Annotated in this window: 18 protein-coding genes; 8 read left to right on the top strand and 10 right to left on the bottom strand. The window is 65.8% G+C overall.

The annotated features are described in order from the left end of the window. Positions 1–25: 25 nt before the first annotated feature. From CR156_RS06970 to dbpA, 4 genes are all read left to right on the top strand, one after another. Complete coding sequence (locus CR156_RS06970) at positions 26–1,105, top strand: YeiH family protein (protein WP_100552299.1); 1,080 nt, start codon at positions 26–28, stop codon at positions 1,103–1,105. Positions 1,106–1,179: 74 nt separating this feature from the next. Then, positions 1,180–1,722 (top strand): CbrC family protein, encoded by a 543-nt coding sequence (locus tag CR156_RS06965; protein ID WP_165376907.1) that lies wholly within the window; start codon positions 1,180–1,182, stop codon positions 1,720–1,722. A gap of 44 nt (positions 1,723–1,766) precedes the next feature. Further along, complete coding sequence (locus tag CR156_RS06960) at positions 1,767–2,039, top strand: hypothetical protein (protein WP_100552297.1); 273 nt, start codon at positions 1,767–1,769, stop codon at positions 2,037–2,039. Positions 2,040–2,141: 102 nt separating this feature from the next. After that, entirely contained in the window at positions 2,142–3,518 is a 1,377-nt protein-coding gene (dbpA, locus tag CR156_RS06955) for an ATP-dependent RNA helicase DbpA (protein WP_089240500.1), read from the top strand. 105 nt (positions 3,519–3,623) lie between these two features. Here dbpA and CR156_RS06950 read toward each other — a convergent pair whose 3' ends face one another. The 4 genes from CR156_RS06950 to CR156_RS06930 form a co-directional block, all read right to left on the bottom strand. Then, positions 3,624–4,160, bottom strand: a complete 537-nt coding sequence (locus tag CR156_RS06950; protein ID WP_100554089.1) for an adenine phosphoribosyltransferase — start codon at positions 4,158–4,160, stop codon at positions 3,624–3,626. Between the two features lie 626 nt (positions 4,161–4,786). After that, positions 4,787–6,352, bottom strand: a complete 1,566-nt coding sequence (locus tag CR156_RS06940) for a protein adenylyltransferase SelO (RefSeq protein ID WP_100552296.1) — start codon at positions 6,350–6,352, stop codon at positions 4,787–4,789. A gap of 31 nt (positions 6,353–6,383) precedes the next feature. Next, positions 6,384–7,073, bottom strand: coding sequence for a glutathione S-transferase family protein (locus CR156_RS06935; protein ID WP_100552295.1), 690 nt, complete (start codon positions 7,071–7,073; stop codon positions 6,384–6,386). A gap of 152 nt (positions 7,074–7,225) precedes the next feature. Beyond that, on the bottom strand, positions 7,226–7,435 hold the full coding sequence (locus CR156_RS06930; RefSeq protein WP_025875108.1) for a cold-shock protein: 210 nt from the start codon (positions 7,433–7,435) through the stop codon (positions 7,226–7,228). A 304-nt stretch (positions 7,436–7,739) separates the two neighbouring features. Between CR156_RS06930 and CR156_RS06925 the strand changes: the two genes are divergently transcribed. Further along, the gene (locus CR156_RS06925; RefSeq protein ID WP_049466875.1) at positions 7,740–8,228 is read left to right on the top strand and encodes a YaiI/YqxD family protein; all 489 of its coding nucleotides are present in this window, start codon (positions 7,740–7,742) and stop codon (positions 8,226–8,228) included. A 13-nt stretch (positions 8,229–8,241) separates the two neighbouring features. On the opposite strand, the gene CR156_RS06920 is transcribed toward CR156_RS06925, so the two are convergent. Continuing rightward, positions 8,242–9,111 carry a pseudouridine synthase gene (locus CR156_RS06920; RefSeq protein WP_100552294.1) on the bottom strand — a complete coding sequence of 290 codons (870 nt, stop codon included), beginning with the start codon at positions 9,109–9,111 and terminating at the stop codon, positions 8,242–8,244. Between the two features lie 181 nt (positions 9,112–9,292). On the opposite strand from CR156_RS06920, the gene CR156_RS06915 reads away from it, so the two are divergent. The 3 genes from CR156_RS06915 (at position 9,293) to CR156_RS06905 (ending at position 13,183) form a co-directional block, all read left to right on the top strand. Continuing rightward, positions 9,293–9,841, top strand: a complete 549-nt coding sequence (locus CR156_RS06915; protein ID WP_025875114.1) for a YaeQ family protein — start codon at positions 9,293–9,295, stop codon at positions 9,839–9,841. Continuing rightward, positions 9,838–11,022: a BaiN/RdsA family NAD(P)/FAD-dependent oxidoreductase gene (locus CR156_RS06910; RefSeq protein WP_100552293.1), complete on the top strand. Its 1,185-nt coding sequence runs from the start codon at positions 9,838–9,840 to the stop codon at positions 11,020–11,022. The genes CR156_RS06915 and CR156_RS06910 overlap by 4 nt, the downstream gene beginning before the upstream one ends. Before the next feature lie 91 nt (positions 11,023–11,113). Next, positions 11,114–13,183 (top strand): EAL domain-containing response regulator, encoded by a 2,070-nt coding sequence (locus CR156_RS06905; protein WP_100554088.1) that lies wholly within the window; start codon positions 11,114–11,116, stop codon positions 13,181–13,183. Positions 13,184–13,295: 112 nt separating this feature from the next. On the opposite strand, the gene fabV is transcribed toward CR156_RS06905, so the two are convergent. From fabV to tgt, 5 genes are all read right to left on the bottom strand, one after another. Next, the gene (gene fabV / locus CR156_RS06900; RefSeq protein ID WP_100554087.1) at positions 13,296–14,555 is read right to left on the bottom strand and encodes an enoyl-ACP reductase FabV; all 1,260 of its coding nucleotides are present in this window, start codon (positions 14,553–14,555) and stop codon (positions 13,296–13,298) included. Positions 14,556–15,177: 622 nt separating this feature from the next. Beyond that, positions 15,178–16,158, bottom strand: a complete 981-nt coding sequence (secF, locus tag CR156_RS06890) for a protein translocase subunit SecF (RefSeq protein ID WP_100552292.1) — start codon at positions 16,156–16,158, stop codon at positions 15,178–15,180. A 15-nt stretch (positions 16,159–16,173) separates the two neighbouring features. Next, on the bottom strand, positions 16,174–18,030 hold the full coding sequence (secD, locus tag CR156_RS06885) for a protein translocase subunit SecD (protein ID WP_089240486.1): 1,857 nt from the start codon (positions 18,028–18,030) through the stop codon (positions 16,174–16,176). 61 nt (positions 18,031–18,091) lie between these two features. Then, entirely contained in the window at positions 18,092–18,436 is a 345-nt protein-coding gene (yajC, locus tag CR156_RS06880; RefSeq protein ID WP_089240484.1) for a preprotein translocase subunit YajC, read from the bottom strand. A gap of 136 nt (positions 18,437–18,572) precedes the next feature. Then, positions 18,573–19,703, bottom strand: coding sequence for a tRNA guanosine(34) transglycosylase Tgt (gene tgt / locus CR156_RS06875; RefSeq protein ID WP_100552291.1), 1,131 nt, complete (start codon positions 19,701–19,703; stop codon positions 18,573–18,575). Positions 19,704–19,781: the final 78 nt, after the last annotated feature.

Below are 19,781 nucleotides of genomic sequence, written 5' to 3'. Positions count from 1 at the left end.
GGCCTCTCCAGACCCTTCCACTGCCATGAACGCCCCTGCTCTCTCCTCCTGGTCCCTGCCCGCCCTGCGCCAGCGCTGGCAGCCGCGGCTGCCCGGCCTGCTGCTGGTCGGCCTGGTCGCGGCCGCTTCGCTGTATCTGGCCGAGCTGCCTTGGCTGCAGGCGCACGGCCTGAGCGCGCTGACCGTGGCGATCGTCGCTGGCATCGTGGTCGGCAACACGTTCTATCCACGGCTGGCCCCTGCCAGCGCGGCGGGCGTCGGCTTCTCCAAGCATTGGCTGCTGCGCGCGGGCATCGTGCTGTACGGCCTGCGGCTGACCTTCCAGGACATCGGCCACGTCGGCATCGCCGGCGTGCTGATGGACGTACTGGTGGTGGCGAGCACCTTCGGCCTGGCCTGCTGGCTGGGCGTGCGGGTGTTCAAGATGGAGCGCGAGGCCGCCATGCTGATCGGTGCCGGCAGCGCGATCTGCGGTGCGGCCGCCGTCATGGCCGCCGAACCGGTGGTGCGCGGCCGTGCTGCGCAGGTGACGGTGGCGGTGTCGACGGTGGTGGTGTTCGGCACGTTGGCGATGTTCCTGTATCCCGCGCTGTACGCGCTGGTGCAGTCACATGGCTGGCTGGCGATGGACGCACAGCAGTACGGCCTGTTCACCGGCGCGACGGTGCACGAGGTCGCGCAGGTGGTCGCCGCCGGACGCGCGGTAAGCGAGCCGGCCGCCGATACCGCTGTCATCACCAAGATGGTGCGGGTGATGCTGCTGGCACCGTTCCTCATCGCGCTGTCGCTGTGGCTGGCGCGCGGCGGCAAGGCGGCGGCGGACGGCGGCAAGGCCCGGATCGTGGTGCCGTGGTTCGCGTTCGGTTTCGTGGCGGTTGCCGGCCTCAATTCGCTGCACCTGCTGCCGGCCGGGCTGCAGGCAGCGCTGGTGCAGCTGGATACGGTGCTGCTGGCGATGGCGATGGCCGCACTGGGCCTGACCACCCACGTCTCGGCCCTGCGTCAGGCCGGTCTGAAGCCGCTGCTGCTGGCGCTGATCCTGTTCGGCTGGCTGCTGTTCGGCGGCCTGGCGATCCATCAGGGTGTGCTGGCGGTGCTGGGCTGAGCGACCCTCCCAGCTTGCCTGGACCATCCGCAGGTCGTACAAGAACGTCCCCTGCGCTGCACTGGATGGACGCCATGAGCATCAATGACTTTCCAAACTTCCGCTACCACCCGGACCCGGTTGCGACGGGCAACGTGGGGCCGTCCTCGGCTGCCTGCAGGGTCTGCCAGCAAGCGCGTGGATACGTGTACCTGCGCGATGCCATCCACGCAGGGCGCGAAGATTATTCAGAGCAGATCTGCCCTTGGTGCATTGCCGATGGCCGTGCAGCGTCGGCACTGGATGTGGCATTTGCCTGCAGTCTGGATGTCGACCAAGAAGTGCCCGAAACCGCCTTGGAAGAGCTGTCCCTGCGCACGCCAGGCTATGTCAGTTTTCAAGGCGAAAAATGGCTGGCACATTGCAGCGATGTCTGCCGCTTCCTGGGCGACGCCACCATGGAACAGGTGAGTCAGGCCTCGGCAACGACCATCGCGGCATGGTGCGCGGCCAATAGCGCCGACGAAATACTCTGGTCGGAGCTGGTCAGCGACTACGCGCCCGGTGGAGATATCGGTTTCTACACGTTCGAGTGCCTGCACTGCGGCCTGATCCAGTTCCATGTTGACGCGGCCTGAGTCTCCTCCTGCTCCTGTCCAACGTGGATCGTTAGACTTGAGGCATGCCCGCATCTCCCACCCTGCTGCCGATCCCGTTGCGCCTGCTGGATGATCGCTATGGGCCGGGCAATGTCGATGAAGCCGAAGACACGCTGATCGGGATCGTGCAGGCGGTGATGGGCGAGCAGGCAAGCTGTGCGTTCAATTTCGACACGCAGCACGCCAACCCGTGGTTCCACCAGCTGCTGCTGGAACCCAGGGCCGCTGGAAAGCCAGCCACCCCGGAGCAGTTGCAGGCGATGGCTGATCGGCTGGTGGCCCTGGGGCTGGGTTGAGGGGACGTTCGGCCGAGGTGCCGACCAAGGTCGGCCGCTACCGGGCGCCCCCTCAATCGTGAACGACGGCGGGACCGGCCGCGCGCACAGGTACAATGCGCCATGACTGATTTCTCGACCCTGCCGCTGAGCCCGGCCCTGCAGCCCGGCCTGGATGCCCTCGGCTACACCACCCTCACGCCGATCCAGGCGCAGAGCCTGCCCGCCATTCTTGATGGCCGCGATGTCATTGCCCAAGCCCCTACCGGCAGCGGCAAGACCGCTGCCTTCGGCCTGGGCCTGCTGCAGTCCATCGACCCCAGCCTGATCCGCGTGCAGGGGCTGGTGCTGTGCCCCACCCGCGAGCTGGCGGACCAGGTGGCAAAGCAGATCCGCAAGCTGGCCACCGGCATCCCCAACCTGAAGCTGCTGCTGCTGACCGGCGGCACGCCGCTGGGCCCGCAGCTGGCGTCGCTTGAAAGCCACGATCCGCACGTGGTGGTCGGCACGCCCGGCCGCGTGCAGGAACTGGCGCGCAAGCGCGCACTGAATCTGGGCGCCGTGCGTACGCTGGTGCTGGATGAAGCCGACCGCATGCTCGACATGGGTTTCGAAGAGCCGATCCGTGAGATCGCCGGCCGTACCCACCGCGATCGCCAGAGCCTGCTGTTCTCGGCCACTTTCCCCGACACCATTCGCGCCATGGCCCGCGACCTGCTGCGCGATGCGGTGGAAGTGACCGTGGAAGGCGCTGATCAGGCGCCGGCCATCCGTCATCTGTTCTGCGAGGTCGAACCGGCGCACCGGCAGAAGGCACTGGCCGGCCTGCTGCTGAAGTACACGCCTGAATCGGCCGTGGTGTTCTGCAACACCCGCAAGGACGTGGACGAAGTGGCCAACTCGCTGCAGCAGTTCGGCTTCTCCGCGCTCGCCCTGCATGGCGACATGGAGCAGCGCGACCGTGAGGAAGTGCTGCTGCGCCTGGCCAACCGCAGCTGCAACGTGCTGGTTGCCAGCGACGTCGCCGCACGCGGGCTGGATGTGGAAGAGCTGGCAGCAGTGATCAACTACGAGCTGCCGACCGACGTCGAGAGTTACCAGCACCGTGTCGGCCGTACTGGTCGTGCCGGCGCCAGTGGCCTGGCGATCAGCCTTGTGGCAGGCCGCGAAAAGAACCGCGCCGACGCCATCGAAGCGCAGCGCGGCGAGCCGCTGGATTGGCAGAAAACGCCGCTGGCGACGTCGCGCCCGGCCGAGCTGCCGCAGGCGGCGATGCGCACCCTGCGTATCGATGGCGGCAAGACCGACAAGCTGCGCGCGGGCGACATCCTCGGCGCACTCACCGGCGACGCCGGCCTGTCGGCCAAGTTCATCGGCAAGATCGCGATCTTCCCGACCCGCTCCTATGTGGCTATCGCCCGCGAGCAGGTCAACAAGGCGGTGGCGAAGCTGGAAGCCGGCAAGATCAAGGGCCGACGGTTCCGCGTGCGGATGATGTGATTGAAGGAGCGCTGCCAATCACGGTTGGCAGCGACTTGACCTGGTAGTGGCCAACCTTGGTTGGCCCATCCACGCGGTGCCAACCAAGGTTGGCAGCTACCGGAATCAGAACACCAGTTCGGTGTGCAGCGGCAGATCCGCTTCCCAGCGGCCACGGCCACCCAGGCCGTCCAGCTCGACCAGCACGCCGGCGCCGACTACTTCCACGCCCAGGCGGCGCACCAGCGACAACGCAGCAACCAGCGTGCCGCCGGTTGCCAGCACGTCATCGATGATCGCTACGCGCGCACCTGCGGGCAGCGCGTCGGCATGCACTTCGATGCAGTCGCTGCGGTATTCCAGGGTGTATTCCTCGCGCAGCACCTTGCCCGGCAGCTTGCCCGGCTTGCGCACCGGCACGAAGCCGACGCCCAGTTCCAGCGACATGGCCGCGCCCAGAATGAAGCCACGCGATTCGATGCCGACCACCGCGTCCAGCTTCTGCCCGCGCCAGCGATCGGCCATCGCTGCGATCGCGCCACGGAAGTCCTCGCTGTGGGCGAGCAGCGGCATGATGTCCTTGAACAGGATGCCCGGCTTGGGGAAGTCGGCGATGTCGCGCAGGCGCGAGGCCCACTGCGGAGCGACGATGGCGTCGGTCATGGCGATTCGGTTGTCTGATGGCGGCATAGGGTACCTGTTCCGGGCGCCGGCTGCCTGTTGAGCGGTTCGGCCGGGCTGCACCCGGCACCTGCAGAGGCAGCAGCAACAGCCGAAGCAACAGCAACGGCGTGCATTCCGTGGGATGGCGGGGCACTGTGGGTCTGCGGGGGCGCCGTGAATCCGTCCATGGAGGCTTGGTCGCCGCATCCATGCGGCTCACACCCCGCAAACCCACAGTGCCCCGCCTTCGACAGTTTGCCGGTAGCCAGTAGATCCACGCCATGCGTGGATGAATCTCTATCGAAATCGAATATTTCGAGAATTGAACGAAGAGCATCCACGCATGGCGTGGATCTACCGTGTCGACCAAGGTCGACACCTACCCACAGCAGCGGGAATCTGTCGGAGGTGGGGCGGTGTCGGAGTGCGGGGCGTCCTGCCCAACCCCGGTCTTGCCGTGTGCGCAGGAGCGCGCACACGAGCAAGCGGCTGCCAAGCCTACAAGGACGTACTTGCGGCGCCCCCGCACTCCGACACCGCCCCGCCAAACCACGGAATCCAGCTTTTGCTCTGGCTGTTGACCTGGCCTCTGCAGGTGCAGGGCGCAGCCCTGCCAAAACCCACCCTCAGGAACTGCAGGACAGCATCGAACAGCCTGCGCGATTGTCTGCCCACGCTGGGCGCTTGCCGGCGTAATGCTCCAGCCGCGGGCGTTCGGTGTACGGATCACGCAGTACGTCCTGCAGGGCGTGCACACCGCCCAGGTCGCCCTGCTCGGCGCGGTCGATTGCTTCCTGTGCCAACCAGTTGCGCAGCACATACAGCGGATTGGCTGCGCCCATCTTCGCGAACCGCTCTGGTGCCGACAGTGGATCGGCACGCAGTCGGGCCGCGTAATCCTGCAGCCACTGCTGCAGAGGTTCCTGCACCGCGTGCTGCCGCTCGGGGTCGTAGAAGACTTCGGCCAGTACCCCCGCATCGGGTGCATTGGCATCGATGCGCAGCAGCGCACGCCATGCCAGGGTCATGTCCATGCCACCGTCCTGCATCAGCTGCTGCCAGCGCTGGTAGAGCTGCAGATCGGCATCGTCGGCCGCTGCCAGACCCAGCTTGGCCGCCACATCGCGACGGGTGCAGGCGACAAAGGTCGCCTGGTAGGCGGCCAGCCCTGCCTGCAGCGGCTGCACATCGGCGAACAACGGCGACAGCGCCTGTGCCAGACGGCTGAGGTTCCAGTACGCCACCTGCGGCTGGGTGCCGAAACGATAGCGACGCCCCTGCGCATCGGTGGTGTTCGGCGTCCAGTCCGGATCGAAGTCCTCGACCCAGCCATACGGGCCATAGTCCAGGGTCACGCCGAGCACCGAGAGGTTGTCGGTGTTCATCACCCCATGCACGAAACCGACGCGCATCCAGTGCGCGATCATCTCTGCGGTACGCACGGCGATCTGTGCGAACCAGTCGCCATAAAGCGCTTCGCCCTGCCCCTTCAGTTCCGGGAAATCGCGGGCGATGCAGGCGTCGACCATCTGCTTCAGCAGTGCGGTCTCGCCACGTGAAGCGGGCAGTTCAAATGAGCCAAAACGCAGGAACGAGGGCGATACCCGGCAGACGATCGCGCCAGGCTCCGCGCGCGGATGACCGTCATAGAACATGTCGCGCACTACGTCCTCGCCGGTTCCCACCAGCGACAGGGCGCGGGTAGTCGGCACGCCGAGATGATGCATCGCCTCGCTGCACAGGAACTCGCGGATCGACGAGCGCAGCACCGCACGGCCGTCGGCGCCGCGCGAGTACGGCGTGGGCCCGGCGCCCTTCAACTGCAGTTCCCAGTGCCTGCCATCGGCGCCGATCAACTCGCCCAGCGAGATGGCGCGACCATCACCCAACTGCCCGGCCCAATGCCCGAACTGATGGCCTCCATAGTTGGCCGCCCACGGCTGCATGCCCGCATACAGCGCGTTGCCAGCGAACACCTGGGCGAAGCCTTCATCATCGACCTGCGCAGGATCGAACCCGAGCAGCGCGGCAACCTCCGGCGACCACGCCAGCAGCACCGGCGCTGCAACAGGCGTCGGCATCACCGGCGACCACGCCGCACCCAGCACTTCGCGCCGGCGCGGGCCGGACTCGGGATCGCCCGGCAACAGATTCAGCAGGCGGTTGTCGAACTGGGGAGCTGTGGTATCCATGAGCACAGCATGGGGGCGAGGATGGCCGTCCTCAATCGCCGCGCAGGGCCTGCAATGCCCCACCGTGCGCCTCGGCACGCTGGTAGGCCGGACGCTCACCGATGCGCTTGAGGAAGCCACGCAATGCCGGCTTGTCGTCCAGCCCGCCGCCGCGTGCGGCCGCTGCCTGGATCGGGAAGCTCATCTGGATGTCCGCGGCGGTGAAGCGCTCCCCGGCAAACCACGGGCTTTCGGCCAGGCGCCGTTCCATCCAGTCCAGATGCAGGCGTCGTTGCGGGCCGACGAAACCGCGCTCGGCCTTGTCGGCGATGCTGCGGGCAATCGGCCGCGCGAAGAACGGCATCGGCGCGCTGCGGATGCGGCTGATCACCAGCGTCAGCAGCATCGGCGGCATCGCCGAGCCTTCGGCATAGTGCAGCCAGTAGCGGTAGTCGATGCGCTCTTTGCCGTCGGCCGGCACCGGCGACGGCGACAGCTGCCGCTGCACGTCGTAGCGGTCAACCAGGTAGTCGAGGATGGCGCCGGATTCGGCGAGGATGAGATCGCCATCCTGCAGCACCGGCGCCTTGCCCAGCGGATGCACCTGGCGCAGTTCCGGCGGCGCCAGCATCGTCTTCGGGTCGCGCGGGTAGCGGCGCAGCTCGTAGTCCAGCCCCAGCTCCTCCAGCATCCACAGCACGCGCAGCGAACGGGAGTTTTCCAGATGATGGACGATGCGCATGGGGACGATCCTTGGGGAGGCCTGCATCGTACCGTGCCGGGTGCATGCCCTTTGTAGAGCCGGGCCTGGCTCGACGCTACAGGAAGCCCATAACGAAAAACGCCGGGAGCTTTCGCTCCCGGCGTTCTGGCTACCAAACGGTAGCAGACGGATTAGACCGCCTGCACCTGGTCAGCCTGCATACCCTTCTGACCCTGGACGGCGACGAAGGTAACCTTCTGGCCTTCCTGCAGGGTCTTGAAGCCGGTGCCCTGGATCGCGCGGAAATGCACGAACAGGTCCGGGCCGCTTTCCGGGGTGATGAAGCCGAAGCCCTTGGCGTCGTTGAACCACTTGACAGTGCCGGTCTGACGATCAGACATATTTACTAACTCCTGAAACACATGTTGAAAAAAATCGCAGCCACCGGGTATCGGGGCCGAGACTGAGTTGCAGGCGTTGGTAAAGCGGATCGATGAGCGGATCGTGAGATCAACTGCACCAGGCCACGATTCACGGTGACCCTAGCAAACACAGTGGGCCAGACGATACGCGTGTTTTGAGCAAAAAGCGATAGCCTTGATATTCAGCGACAAATGGCCGGTCCCTAGGCAGGGCAAGGGGTTGCACCAGATCGAGGCTAAACCCGGGCCCCCATTCAGGTTTTTCCTACCCTACACTGGGTAAATGACTGAAGCTGAAACCCGAGCTGAACCCCTGCTCCCCCGCATCTGGGTGGACGCAGACGCCTGCCCCGTCGTCATTCGCGACATCCTGTTCCGCGCCGCTGAACGGGTCGGTGTGGAACTGACCCTGGTCGCCAACCAGTGGATCCGCACCCCACCCTCGCGCTGGCTGCGTTCGATCCAGGTGCCGCAGGGACTGGATGTGGCTGACAGCGCCATTGTCGAGCGGGTGGCCGCCGGCGACCTGGTGGTCACCCAGGACATCCCGCTGGCCGCCCTGGTGCTGGAGAAGAAGGGGGTGGCCCTGAACCCACGCGGCCAGCTGTACACCCCCAACAACATGGCCGAGCGGCTGTCGATGCGCAATTTCATGGAAGAGCTGCGTGGCTCGGGCGTGCAGACCGGCGGACCGCCTCCTCTGGGCGCGCGCGACCGCCAGCTGTTCGCTGCCGAGCTGGACCGCTGGCTGGCGCGCCGCCCGAACAGGTGAGTCCAGCTGTACCTCAGCCGGAAACGCTCAAGGTGCGCGCACTGCGGAAGCTGCGCCGCTGGCCCGTCAGCGGATCATCAAAGGCCAGTGCCTGCGCCAGCAGCTGCAACGGCGGCTCGCCCTCACCCTGCGGCCGGTCCTGCAGCTGCGGGTAGAACCCGTCGCCCAGGATCGGCGCGCCGAGCGCAGCCATATGGACGCGCAGCTGATGCTTGCGTCCGGATTCCGGCACAAGCCGGTAGCGCCAGACCGGGCCGTGCGCATCGATGACCTCGATACGGGTCCGCGCATTCGGTTCGCCGGGACCTTCGACCATACGGAAGAACGGCTCCCCTGGCTGCAGCCGGCTGTGCCGCTCCAGCGGAAACCGCAGATCGGGCAAGGCCTGTGCCAGCGCCTCGTAAGTCTTCTCGATGCGGCGCTCACGGAACAGGCGCTGGTAGGCGTCGCGCGTCTCCGGCCGGGTGGAGAACAACACCAGGCCGGCCGTCAGCCGGTCCAGCCGATGCAACGGCACCAGCTCGGTGTTGCCGGTGCGCTCGATCAGGCGCGCCAACAGGGTTTCGCGCACGAAGGCACCGGCAGGCGCGGTCGGCAGGAAGTGCGGTTTGTCAGCCACAAGCAGGTGCGCGTCGTGATGCAGGATGGTCTCCACGACGGGAATCACCGGCTCGTCAGCCACTTCACGGAAGTAGCGGATCTCCAGCCCCACCTGCCACGGCATGTCCGCTGCCAGCGCCCTGCCCTGCGCGTCCTGCACCCGGCCTCGCGCGAAGCGACTCTCCCATTGCAACCGATCGATGCGCGGGAAGCGCGCGCACAGCCCCTCCAGCAGGGAAACCCAGTTACCGGGCGGCAGCTGCAGTCGACTGGGCGTGGTCATGGCGTGGTCGCGATGCCGAAGATCTGCAGGCGGCACGGACGTGAACGGGACATACGACAGGGCAAGCCGGAAGAATCAGGACGGCCAGCGTGCCACCGATCACGCCCTGCCGACACCCCCCATACCGGACACCCCCGGGGCAAACCTCTATCATTGACGGTCTTTACCCCTCTGGATCTTCATGGCCCTCACCGCCACCATCCGCAAGGCCGAACTGCAGATCAGCGACATGGATCGCGGCTACTACGCGACCCACAACCTGACCCTGGCCCAGCATCCGTCTGAAACCGACGAACGCCTGATGGTGCGCCTGCTCGCCTTCGCGCTGAACGCTGGCGACCGCCTGGAGTTCGGCCGCGGCCTGAGTACCGACGATGAGCCCGACCTGTGGGAACACGACTACACCGGCGACATCCTGCAGTGGATCGACCTCGGCCATCCTGACGAGTCGCGCATCCGCAAGGCCAGCAACCGCAGCCGACAGGTGCAGGTGGTCAACTACGGTGGCAATGCGTCGGACATCTGGTGGCAGAAACAGGGCAAGGGCCTGGCCCGCTTCGACAACCTGTCGGTGGTTGACCTGGACGGCGGATTCGTCGACCTGTGGGGCCAGCAGATCCAGCGTGCGATGCGCTGGAGCGTGCTGATCCAGGACGCCGAAGTGCAGCTGCTCAACGATCAGATGCAGCTGGACGTGATCCCCAACTGGCGCAAGCGCGCCAAGGCATGAGCACGATCCGCTGCGACGTGCTGGTGATCGGTGCCGGCGCAGCCGGGCTGATGACCGCGATCACGGCGGGCCAGCGCGGCCGGCATGTGCAGGTGATCGACCACGCCAACAAGATCGGCAAGAAGATCCTGATGTCCGGCGGTGGTCGCTGCAACTTCACCAACACCGGCACCACCCCGGCCAACTTCCTGTCGGCCAATCCGCATTTCTGCAAGTCGGCGCTGGCGCGTTACTCGCCCTACCACTTCATCGAGATGGTCGAGCGCCACGGCATCGCCTATCACGAAAAAGAGCTGGGCCAGCTGTTCTGCGATGTCTCGTCCAAGCAGATCGTGAAGATGCTGGTGGACAAGTGCCAGCAGGCCGGCGTGCAGATCCGCACGCAGTGCAGCGTGGAGCGCATCGAGCACGGCACTGACGGCTTCCGCGTGCACACCACGCACGGCCTGTTCCATTGCGCCTCGCTGGTGGTCGCCACCGGCGGCCTGTCCATTCCCAGCCTCGGTGCAACCGGGTTCGGCTATGAGATCGCGCGCCAGTTCGGCCACCAGTTGCTGCCGACGCGCGCCGGCCTGGTGCCGTTGACACTCAGCGGCACCCACCAGGAGCGCCTGGCCGAGCTCAGCGGCGTCGCCCTGCCGGTCGAGGCGAGCTGCAACGGCACCAGCTTCCGCAACTTCATGCTGCTGACCCATCGTGGCGTCAGTGGCCCGGCCATCCTGCAGATTTCCTCGTTCTGGCAACCCGGTGACGCGCTGTCGCTGGATCTGCTGCCCGGCCAGGATGCCGCCGGATGGCTGCGCCAGATGAAGCGCGAACGCCCCGCCGCGGAACTGCGTACAGTGCTGGGCGATGTGCTGCCCAAACGACTGGCGCAGCGCCTGTGCGAGCACTGGCTGCCTGACCGCCCGGTACGTCAGCTGGACGAGCCGGACCTGCGCAAGGCAGCGCAGGTGCTTTCAGCATTCCCGCTGGTGGCCAGCGGCACCGAGGGCTACCGCACCGCCGAAGTTACCCTGGGCGGTGTCGATACCAACGAGGTCTCTTCGTCGACGCTGGAATCCAAGCGGGTGCCCGGCCTGCATTTCGTCGGCGAGGTGCTGGACGTGACCGGCTGGCTGGGCGGCTACAACTTCCAGTGGGCCTGGGCCAGCGGGCACGCGGCCGGCTGCGTGGTGTGAACCGCATCGCCGTTCCGGGCACGCAAGCGTTGCGCGCATGGACGCGCCGCCACGCATCGTGTATCTAGATTTGCAGATTGGGGAGCAGTGCATGCAGAACGCGAACGACATCACCATCCGCCTGCTGATCGTCGATGACAGCGGCGAGAACGCCGAAGCCATCGTCAGCACCCTGCGCAACAGCGGCATCGCCGTGCGCCCATGGCGCCCGCAGGACTCGGCCGAGCTGTCGCAGGTACTGGCCAGCCAGGCGATCGACCTGGTGCTGGCTGCGCCTTCGCAGAGCATCCCGCTGCCACTGGTGGCCCAGCACATCGCCGCCAGCGGCAAGGACATCCCGCTGGTGCTGCTGGCCGAGCGCATCGACGAGGACGAACTGGTACAGGCCAGCAGCAACGGCGTTCGCGCCCTCGCCCTGCGCCAGCGCGCCGAACACCTGCTGGCGGTGATCCGCGACCAGTGGGTCGACCTGCAGGCCCGCCGCGGCCTGCGCCGGATCGAAGCGCAGATGCGCGAGACCGAGCGTCGCTGCGACGCGCTGATCGCCTCGTCGCGTGAACCGATTGCCTATGTCCACGAAGGCATGCACATCCGTGCCAATGATGCCTACCTGGAAATGTTCGGTTACGAGGATTTCGAGGAGGTCGAAGGCATCTCGCTGCTGGACATGGTCGCCGCCCAGCACGTGGATGATTTCAAGCAGCTGCTGAAGTCACTCAGCCGCGGCGACGCGCCGCCACCGCAGTACCAGCTCGACGCCCGCCACCAGGACGGCAACGCCTTCCCGGCGACGATGGAGTTCACCGCAGCCACCTACGAGGGAGAATCCTGCCTGCAGGTGGTGTTCCGCCGGCGCATGGAATTCGACCCGGAGCTGGCACGCGAGGTCGAAGACCTGCGCCAGCGCGACCAGGTCACCGGCCTGCTCAACCGCCCGACCTTCATGCTGCAGGTCGAGGACGCGGTTGCACAGGCGGGGCGCAGCGAGGGGCAGTTCGGCCTGCTGATGGTCGAACCGGATCATTACGCACGTCTGATCCCGGATATCGGACTGGCCTCGGCCGACGCCCTGATCGGCGCCCTCGCCGCCTTGCTGGCCGAGGTCGTTGGCGAGGATGCGCAGCTGGCCCGTTTCGGCGAACACAGTTTCGCCGTGCTGCAGTCCGGCCCCTATGCACAGACCGTGGCACTGGCCGAGCGCATCCGTGAAGCCTACGCCGCGCACGTCTTCAGCATCGGTGCGCGCTCGGCCACGGTGACCGTCAGCATTGGCGGGGTGCAGGTGGGCGAGAAGATCGCCAGCATCGGCCAGGTGCTGGCGCGCGCCAGTGAATGTACGCAGGCCGCTGCCGCGCTCGGCAATACCTGTCGCATCTTCGACCCGGCCGCTGTCGATCGCGTGGAAGAAGAGCGCGTGCAGCGCTGGGTCGCGCGTATCCGCGAGGCCTTGGCAGGCGATGGCTTCCAGCTGCATTACCAGCCGGTGCTGAACCTGCAGGGCGAGTCGCTGGAGCTGTATGAAGCCTACCTGCGGCTGGAACACAACGGAGAGCTGCTGAGCCCGACCGCCTTCCTCGGCATCGCCGAAGAACACGGCCTGCTGGCGGACATCAACCGCTGGGTCGTCTCGCAGGCGATCGCGGTACTGGGCGCGCGTGCGCGCGAGGGTCATCCGACGCAGATGCTGGTGAAGGTCACGCCGGAATCGTTCGACGATCCGAAGATGATCGCCACGCTGCGCCAGCAATTGCAGGCACACGGCGTACCGGGCGAACGCCTGTGGCTGCATGCGCCGGAGTCAAAGGTGTTCACGCACCTGCGCAGCGCCCAGCAGTTCCTGGCGGAAGTGGCGCCGCTCGGCTGCCGGATCGGCCTTGAGCAGTTCGGCTCGGGCCTGGATTCGTTCCAGCTGCTGGCCCACTTCCAGCCGCAGTTCCTCAAGCTTGATCGCGGCTTCACCAGCGACCTGGCCGCCACCCGCGAGAACATCGACCGGGTCAGCCAGATCACCGCACGCGCACAGGAAGCCGGCATCCGCACCATGGCCGAGTTCGTCAGCGACGCCAACTCGATGACACTGCTGTTCAGTGCCGGCGTGGATTACGTGCAGGGCGATTTCGTCGGCCCTGCAGCGCCGGCGATGAACTTCGAGTTCGGTTGATGCCTCTCTGTAGAGCCGAGCCATGCTCGGCTGCAGGGTCCAAGCGAAGAGCAGCCGAGCATGGCTCGGCTCTACATAATCAAGAAGGCCGGCTTGCGCCGGCCTTTTTCCATCAGGTCAGATCGACCAGATTGTCGATCTTCACGTCCGGGTTGACGTCGGCTTCGTAGTCGACGCCTTCGACACCGAAACCGAACAGACGCAGAAAATCAGCCTTGTAGCCGGCCAGATCGCTGATCTCGTACAGGTTCTCGTTGGTCACCTGCGGCCACAGCGCCAGCACCTCACCCTGCACGTCGGCCGTCATTTCCTTGTAGTCGGCGCGCAGGCGACCTTCTTCATCGATCAGCGCGACGGTGTGGCCATCGCCGTCGACCAGATCGTGGCGCAGGCGATCGACCGCAACGCCATCGGCCTTGGCGCCGTACAGAATGTCGTACAGCACGTCGAGCTGCTCGATGCAGCCTTCGTGGGTGCCCTTCTCCTTCATCACCTTGAACAGCAGCGACAGGTACAGCGGCATGGTCGGAATGGCCGAGCTGGCCTGGGTCACCACTGCCTTCAGCACCGACACGCGCGCATCGCCGCCGATCCTGGCCAGCTTCTCGCGCAGGCCCAGCACCTTGTCGTCCAGATCCTTCTTGGCGGCACCGATGGAGCCATTCCAGTAGATCGCCTGGGTGATCTCTTCGCCCACGTAGGTGAAGGCCGTGGTGGTGCAACCATTGGCCAGCACGCCGGCATCGGCCAGCGCGTCGATCCACATCTGCCAGTCCTCACCGCCCATCACCGCGACGGTGCCGGCGATTTCTTCCGGAGTCGCCGGCTGCAGGTGGGTTTCGGTCAGCACTTCCTTGTCGGTATCCAGACCACGCAGGGTGATCGGCTCGCCGATCGGCTTCAGCGTGGAGCTGATGATCTCACCGGTCTTGGGGTGCTTGCGGCGCGGCGCAGCCAGGCTGTAGACCACCTGATCGACCTGGCCGAGATCGGCTTTGATCATCTCGATGGTCTTCGCCTTCACCTCGTCGGAGAACGCATCGCCGTTGATGCTCTTGGCATACAGGCCTGCTTCGTCGGCGTACTTGTGGAACGCCGCCGAGTTGTACCAGCCCGCCGTACCCGGCTTGGTTTCACTGCCCGGACGCTCGAAGAAGATACCCAGGGTTGCGGCGCCACTGCCGAAGGCGGCGGTGATGCGCGCGGCCAGGCCGTAGCCGGTCGAGGCGCCGATCACCAGCACGCGCTTGGGGCCGTTCTGGATCGGCGGGCGCGCACGGATGTAGTCGATCTGCTGCTTGACGGCGGCGTCGCAGCCGGTCGGGTGGGTGGTGACGCAGATGAAGCCGCGGACGCGCGGTTTGATGACCATGAAGACCTCGGGTTGGCAGATGCGGCGCACAGGGCGCTCAGCAGGAATACGGGCACGCGTGTGCGCGCGAACCGCAGGATCGTAGTGCGCAGGGGCCGATTGCACAACCGACGCTGCCGTAGGGTGGTGGTGTTCTGCAGGGTTGCACCCTGCACCTGCAGAGGCAACGACAACGGCCGAAGCAACGTCAAAAGCTGGGGTACTGAGGGATGGCGGGGTGGGTCCGGTTGCGGGGGACGCCGTAAATACGTCCCTGTAGGCTTGGCCGCGGCATCCATGCTGGGGTCAGATCCGTTTTCCGAAGGAAAACGGATCTGACCCCAGAATTGTTTCGATATCTGACAGATGTGTCGACCCAGGTCGACACCTACCCACAGCCGTGGGGATCTGTCAGAGGTGGGGCGGTGTCGGATTGCGGGGTGTCAGCCGCATGGATGCGGCTGCCAAGCCTACAGGGACGTACTTGCGGCGTCCCCGCAATCCGACACCGCCCCGCCATCCCACGGATAACCCGCTGTTGCCGTTGCTGTTGCTGTTGCCTCAGCAGGTGCAGGGCTGCAAGCCCTGCCAACAAAAAACCCCGCTTGCGCGGGGTTCTCTGTGTACTGCGTGCAGCAGAGGCTTACGGACGACGCTCCAGGGCTTCGATGTCCTTGGCCTTGGGCAGCAGATCCTGCTTGGTCACGCGCAGGGCACCCACGGTCAGCATCGGCACCGCGACCAGGATCGAGGACAGCACCACGATCACCGCACCGATCATGTGCGTCTCGGCCAGACCTTCCATCGAGCTGCCGCCGTACATGTACAGGGCCAGCGCGGACAGGAAGAACATCACCGCGGTGATCACCGTACGCGACAGCGTCTGGTTGATCGAACGGTTCAGCACTTCCATCGGCTCCACGCGCAGGCTGCGGAAGTTCTCGCGGACACGGTCGAACACCACGATGATGTCGTTGATCGCAAAACCCATCACCGACAGCAGGCCGGCCAGCACGGTCAGGTCGAACTCACGGCCGAGCAGCGACACGTAGGCCACCGTCACGATCAGGTCGAACATGGCCACGATGCTGGCGGTAACCGCGAACTTCCATTCGAAGCGCACCGCGATGTAGATCAGGAAGCCGGCCAGCATGAAGATGGTGGCGTACAGGCCATTCATCGCCAGGTCCTTGCCGATCTGCGGACCAACGAACTCGTTGCGCAGCACAGTGGCCTGGTTGTCCGCCGAAGAAACCGCCTTGACCACGGCCGCAGCAGTGGCCTTGTCCTCGGCAGAGGCGCCACCGGTACCCGGAGCATGTTCACCGTGCGGGGCCAGGCGGATCAGCAGGTCGGTGTTGCCACCGACGCTCTGTACCTGGGCGCCGTCGAAGCCGTTCTGCTCAAGCTTGCTGCGGACATCCTCGACGTCCACCGCGTGTTCGAAGCGGGCTTCGATCAGGGTGCCGCCGGTGAAGTCCAGAGCGTAGTTGAAGCCCTTGAAGCCGATGATGCCGATCGATGCCAGGAACACGATGATCGTGACGACCATCGCGACATGGCGCCAGCGCATGAAGTCGATCTTGGTATCGTTCGGGAGGATGTGCAGCGGAAACAGTTTCATGTGCGTGTCGTCCCGTCAGATGGCCACGTTCTGGAGCTTCTTGCGACGGCCGTAGATCAGCGTCGCCAGTGCACGCGATACGGTGATCGCGGTGAACATGGAAGCGAAAATACCGATGATCATGGTCAGCGCGAAGCCCTTCAGCGGACCGGTACCGAATGCGAACAGCGCCACACCGACGATCAGGCCGGTCAGGTTGGCGTCGAGGATGGTGCCCGAAGCGCGCTCGTAACCGGTCACGATCGCGGTCTTGCCCGGCACTCCGGCACGCAGCTCTTCACGGATACGTTCGTTGATCAGCACGTTGGCGTCGACCGACAGACCGACCGACAACGCCAGACCGGCAAAGCCCGGCAAGGTCATGGTTGCGCCGAACAGCGACATCACCGCCACCACGATCAGCAGGTTGAACAGCATCGCGACCGAGGTGATCAGGCCGAACATGCGGTAGTAGATGGTGAAGAACACCAGCGTGAACATGAACGCGTAAACCACCGCGGTGATGCCGTTCTTGACGTTCTCCGCACCCAGGCTCGGGCCGACCACGCGCTCTTCGACGAAGTCCATCGGCGCAGCCAGCGAGCCCGACTTCAGCAGCTTGGCCAGGTCTTCGGCTTCCTTCTTCTGCAGACCGGTGGTCTGGAAGTTCTTGCCGAACACGCCGTTGATGTTGGCCACCGAGATCACTTCCTCGTTGACCTTGAAGCCACGCACTTCCTGGCCGTCGACGACGGTCACGGTCGGCACGCGCTCGGTGTACACCACCGCCATCGGCTTGTTCACGTTGGCACTGGTGAAGTCGAACATGCGCTGGCCACCGACGTTGTTCAGCGTCACGCTGACTGCCGGGGTGCCACTGGTGGAGTCGGTCACCGCCTGCGCGGCCACCATCTGGTCACCGGTGACGATCACGCGCTTGTTCAGCAGCACCGGGCCGCCGTTGTCACGACGCTGGTAGACCTTGGCTTCCGGCGGGATACGACCCGACGCGATGGCATCCTGCGCGTTGCCATCCACAACCGCCCGATATTCCAGGGTGGCGGTGGCACCGATCATGCGCTTGGCTTCGGCCGTGTCCTGCACGCCCGGCAGCTGCACCACCACGCGGTCGGCGCCCTGGCGCTGGATGATCGGCTCGGACACGCCGAGCTGGTTCACGCGGTTGCGCAGGGTGTTGATGTTCTGCTCGATGGCGCCGTTGGCGATCTGCGCGATCTCGGCTTCCGGAATGGAGACCGTGATGCGGTTGCCGCTGACGTCGTAGCCGAGCGTCGGCTGCGCCTTGGCCAGCGCGGCACGGGCACGGGTACCGGCATCTTCGCCGGCCGACGGGCTCAGGTTGGCGACGATGGTGTTGTCGGCACGACGCTCCACCGACTGGTAGGCGATGCGCGCATCACGCAGGGTGCTGCGCACGTCTTCGGTGTAGGCATCCAGGCGCTTGTCCAGCGCGGCCTTCTGGTCGACCTGCAGCACGAAGTGCACGCCGCCCTGCAGATCCAGGCCCAGCACCATCGGGCGACCGCCGAGCTTGGCCAGCCAATCCGGCACGGTCGAGGCCAGGTTCAGGGCCACCGTGTAGTTCTCGCCCACGCTGTCACGCAGCGCATCGCTGGCAGCGGACTGCGACTTCAGGTCCGACAGGCGGACGATCAGGCTGTCCCCTTCCTTCTCTGCGCCGAGCGTGGTGACACCGGCCTTCTTCAGGTCGGCCAGCACACGGTCACGCAGCGCATCGTCGACCTGGCCGCCACGGTTGGCGGTGATCTGGATGGCCGGGTCCTTCTGGTAGATGTTGGGCAGTGCGTACAGCGCGCTGAGCGCCAGTACGATCACGATGACGACGTACTTCCAGCGTGGAAATTCGAGCATTGCTTGGGTCCCGCGCGGCGCCATCCCCGGCGCCGCGGTTGTGCTTCAGAAAGGGAGTGGCTTACTTGGCCGAATCCAGGGTGCCGGTCGGCAGCACGCTGCCGACAGCGCCCTTCTGCACGCGGATGCGCACGTTCTCGGCCACTTCGACGGTGACGAAGTTGTCGCCGATATCGGTGACCTTGCCGGCGATGCCGCCGTTGGTCAGCACTTCGTCGCCGCGCTTGATCTTCTCAAGCATGGACTTGTGCTCCTTCTGCCGCTTCATCTGCGGGCGGATCATCAGGAAGTACATGATGGCGATCAGGATGATCGGGAACAGCAGCGTGGTCAGGCCCATGCCCTGCGGTTGGCCGCCAGCGGCCTGGGCGTGGGCGGCGGGAATCAGGAAGGCAAGCAGGTTCATCGTTGGTCCTTTGGTTGGGCGGCGCTTCGGCCGTTTCACGGGCACGAGGTGTCGACCGCGGATCTGGGTCAGCCTTGAAGTATGCCACGGCCCCGGGCATTCGTCCTTGGGCCGTTTGGCAGGGGGTGCTGCGGGTTTACAGGGGCGGCGCCACCGCCCCGCGTGCTGCGTAGAAGGACTCGCGGAAGGCCAGGAAGGTTCCCGCCTCGATGGCCGCGCGGATGTCAGCCATCAGTTTTTCGTAATAGAAGAGGTTGTGCTGGGTGCCCAGCATCGGCGCCAGCATCTCGTTGCAGCGGTCCAGATGACGCAGGTACGAGCGGGTATAGCCGCCGGCGCAGGCCACGCAGCCACAGCCCGGCTCGATCGGGTCCATGTCCCGCGCGTACTGTGAATTGCGGATGCGAACGGTGCCGAACGAGGTGAAATAGTGGCCGTTGCGCGCATTCCGGGTCGGCATCACGCAATCGAACATGTCCACGCCACGTGCGACACCCTCGACCAGGTCCTCGGGGCGGCCCACGCCCATCAGGTAGCGCGGCCGGTCGGCGGGCAGCTCGGGGTCCAGATGGTCGAGCATGGCGTTGCGCTCGTCTTCCGGCTCACCCACGGCCAGGCCGCCGATGGCATAGCCGTCGAAGCCGATCCCCTGCAGGGCCTCGGCCGAACGGCTGCGCAGATCGGTGTGCACCCCGCCCTGGACAATGCCGAACAGGGCCGCGTCATTGCCGAGCTCGTCATGCGCGTTGCGGCTGCGCTGGGCCCAGCGCAGGCTCAGCTCCATCGAGCGGCGGGCGACGTCCTCGGTGGCCGGGTACGGCGTGCACTCGTCGAAAATCATCACCACGTCCGAATCGAGCACCTTTTGGATCTTCATGCTCTCTTCCGGGCCGAGGAACACCCGGGCACCGTCGGTCGGCGAGGCGAAGGTCACGCCCTGCTCGGTGATCTTGCGGCGGTGGGCCAGCGAGAACACCTGGAAGCCGCCGGAGTCGGTCAGGATCGGGCCATCCCAGCGGCAGAAGCCGTGCAGGCCGCCATGGTCGGCGATGACGTCCAGGCCCGGGCGCAGGTACAGGTGGAAGGTGTTGCCGAGGATGATCTCGGCACCCAGCGCCCGCACGTGGTCCGGCAGGATGCCCTTGACCGAGCCATAGGTCCCCACCGGCATGAAGGCCGGCGTTTCCACCGTGCCACGCGGGAAGGTCAGGCGGCCACGGCGGGCGCGGCCATCACGGGTCTGGAGCTGGAACTGCAATCGGGACATGGAGCGGTCGTTCGGGCAAATAGTCGCCTATTCTCTCCCAAAACCGCCTTTCCTGCTCCGGTAGCGCCGGGCCATGCC

Origin of the sequence: Stenotrophomonas lactitubi (genome assembly GCF_002803515.1) — a bacterium.
Taxonomy (GTDB): Bacteria; Pseudomonadota; Gammaproteobacteria; order Xanthomonadales; family Xanthomonadaceae; genus Stenotrophomonas; species Stenotrophomonas lactitubi.
This window is presented reverse-complemented; position numbering and strand designations above follow the sequence as displayed.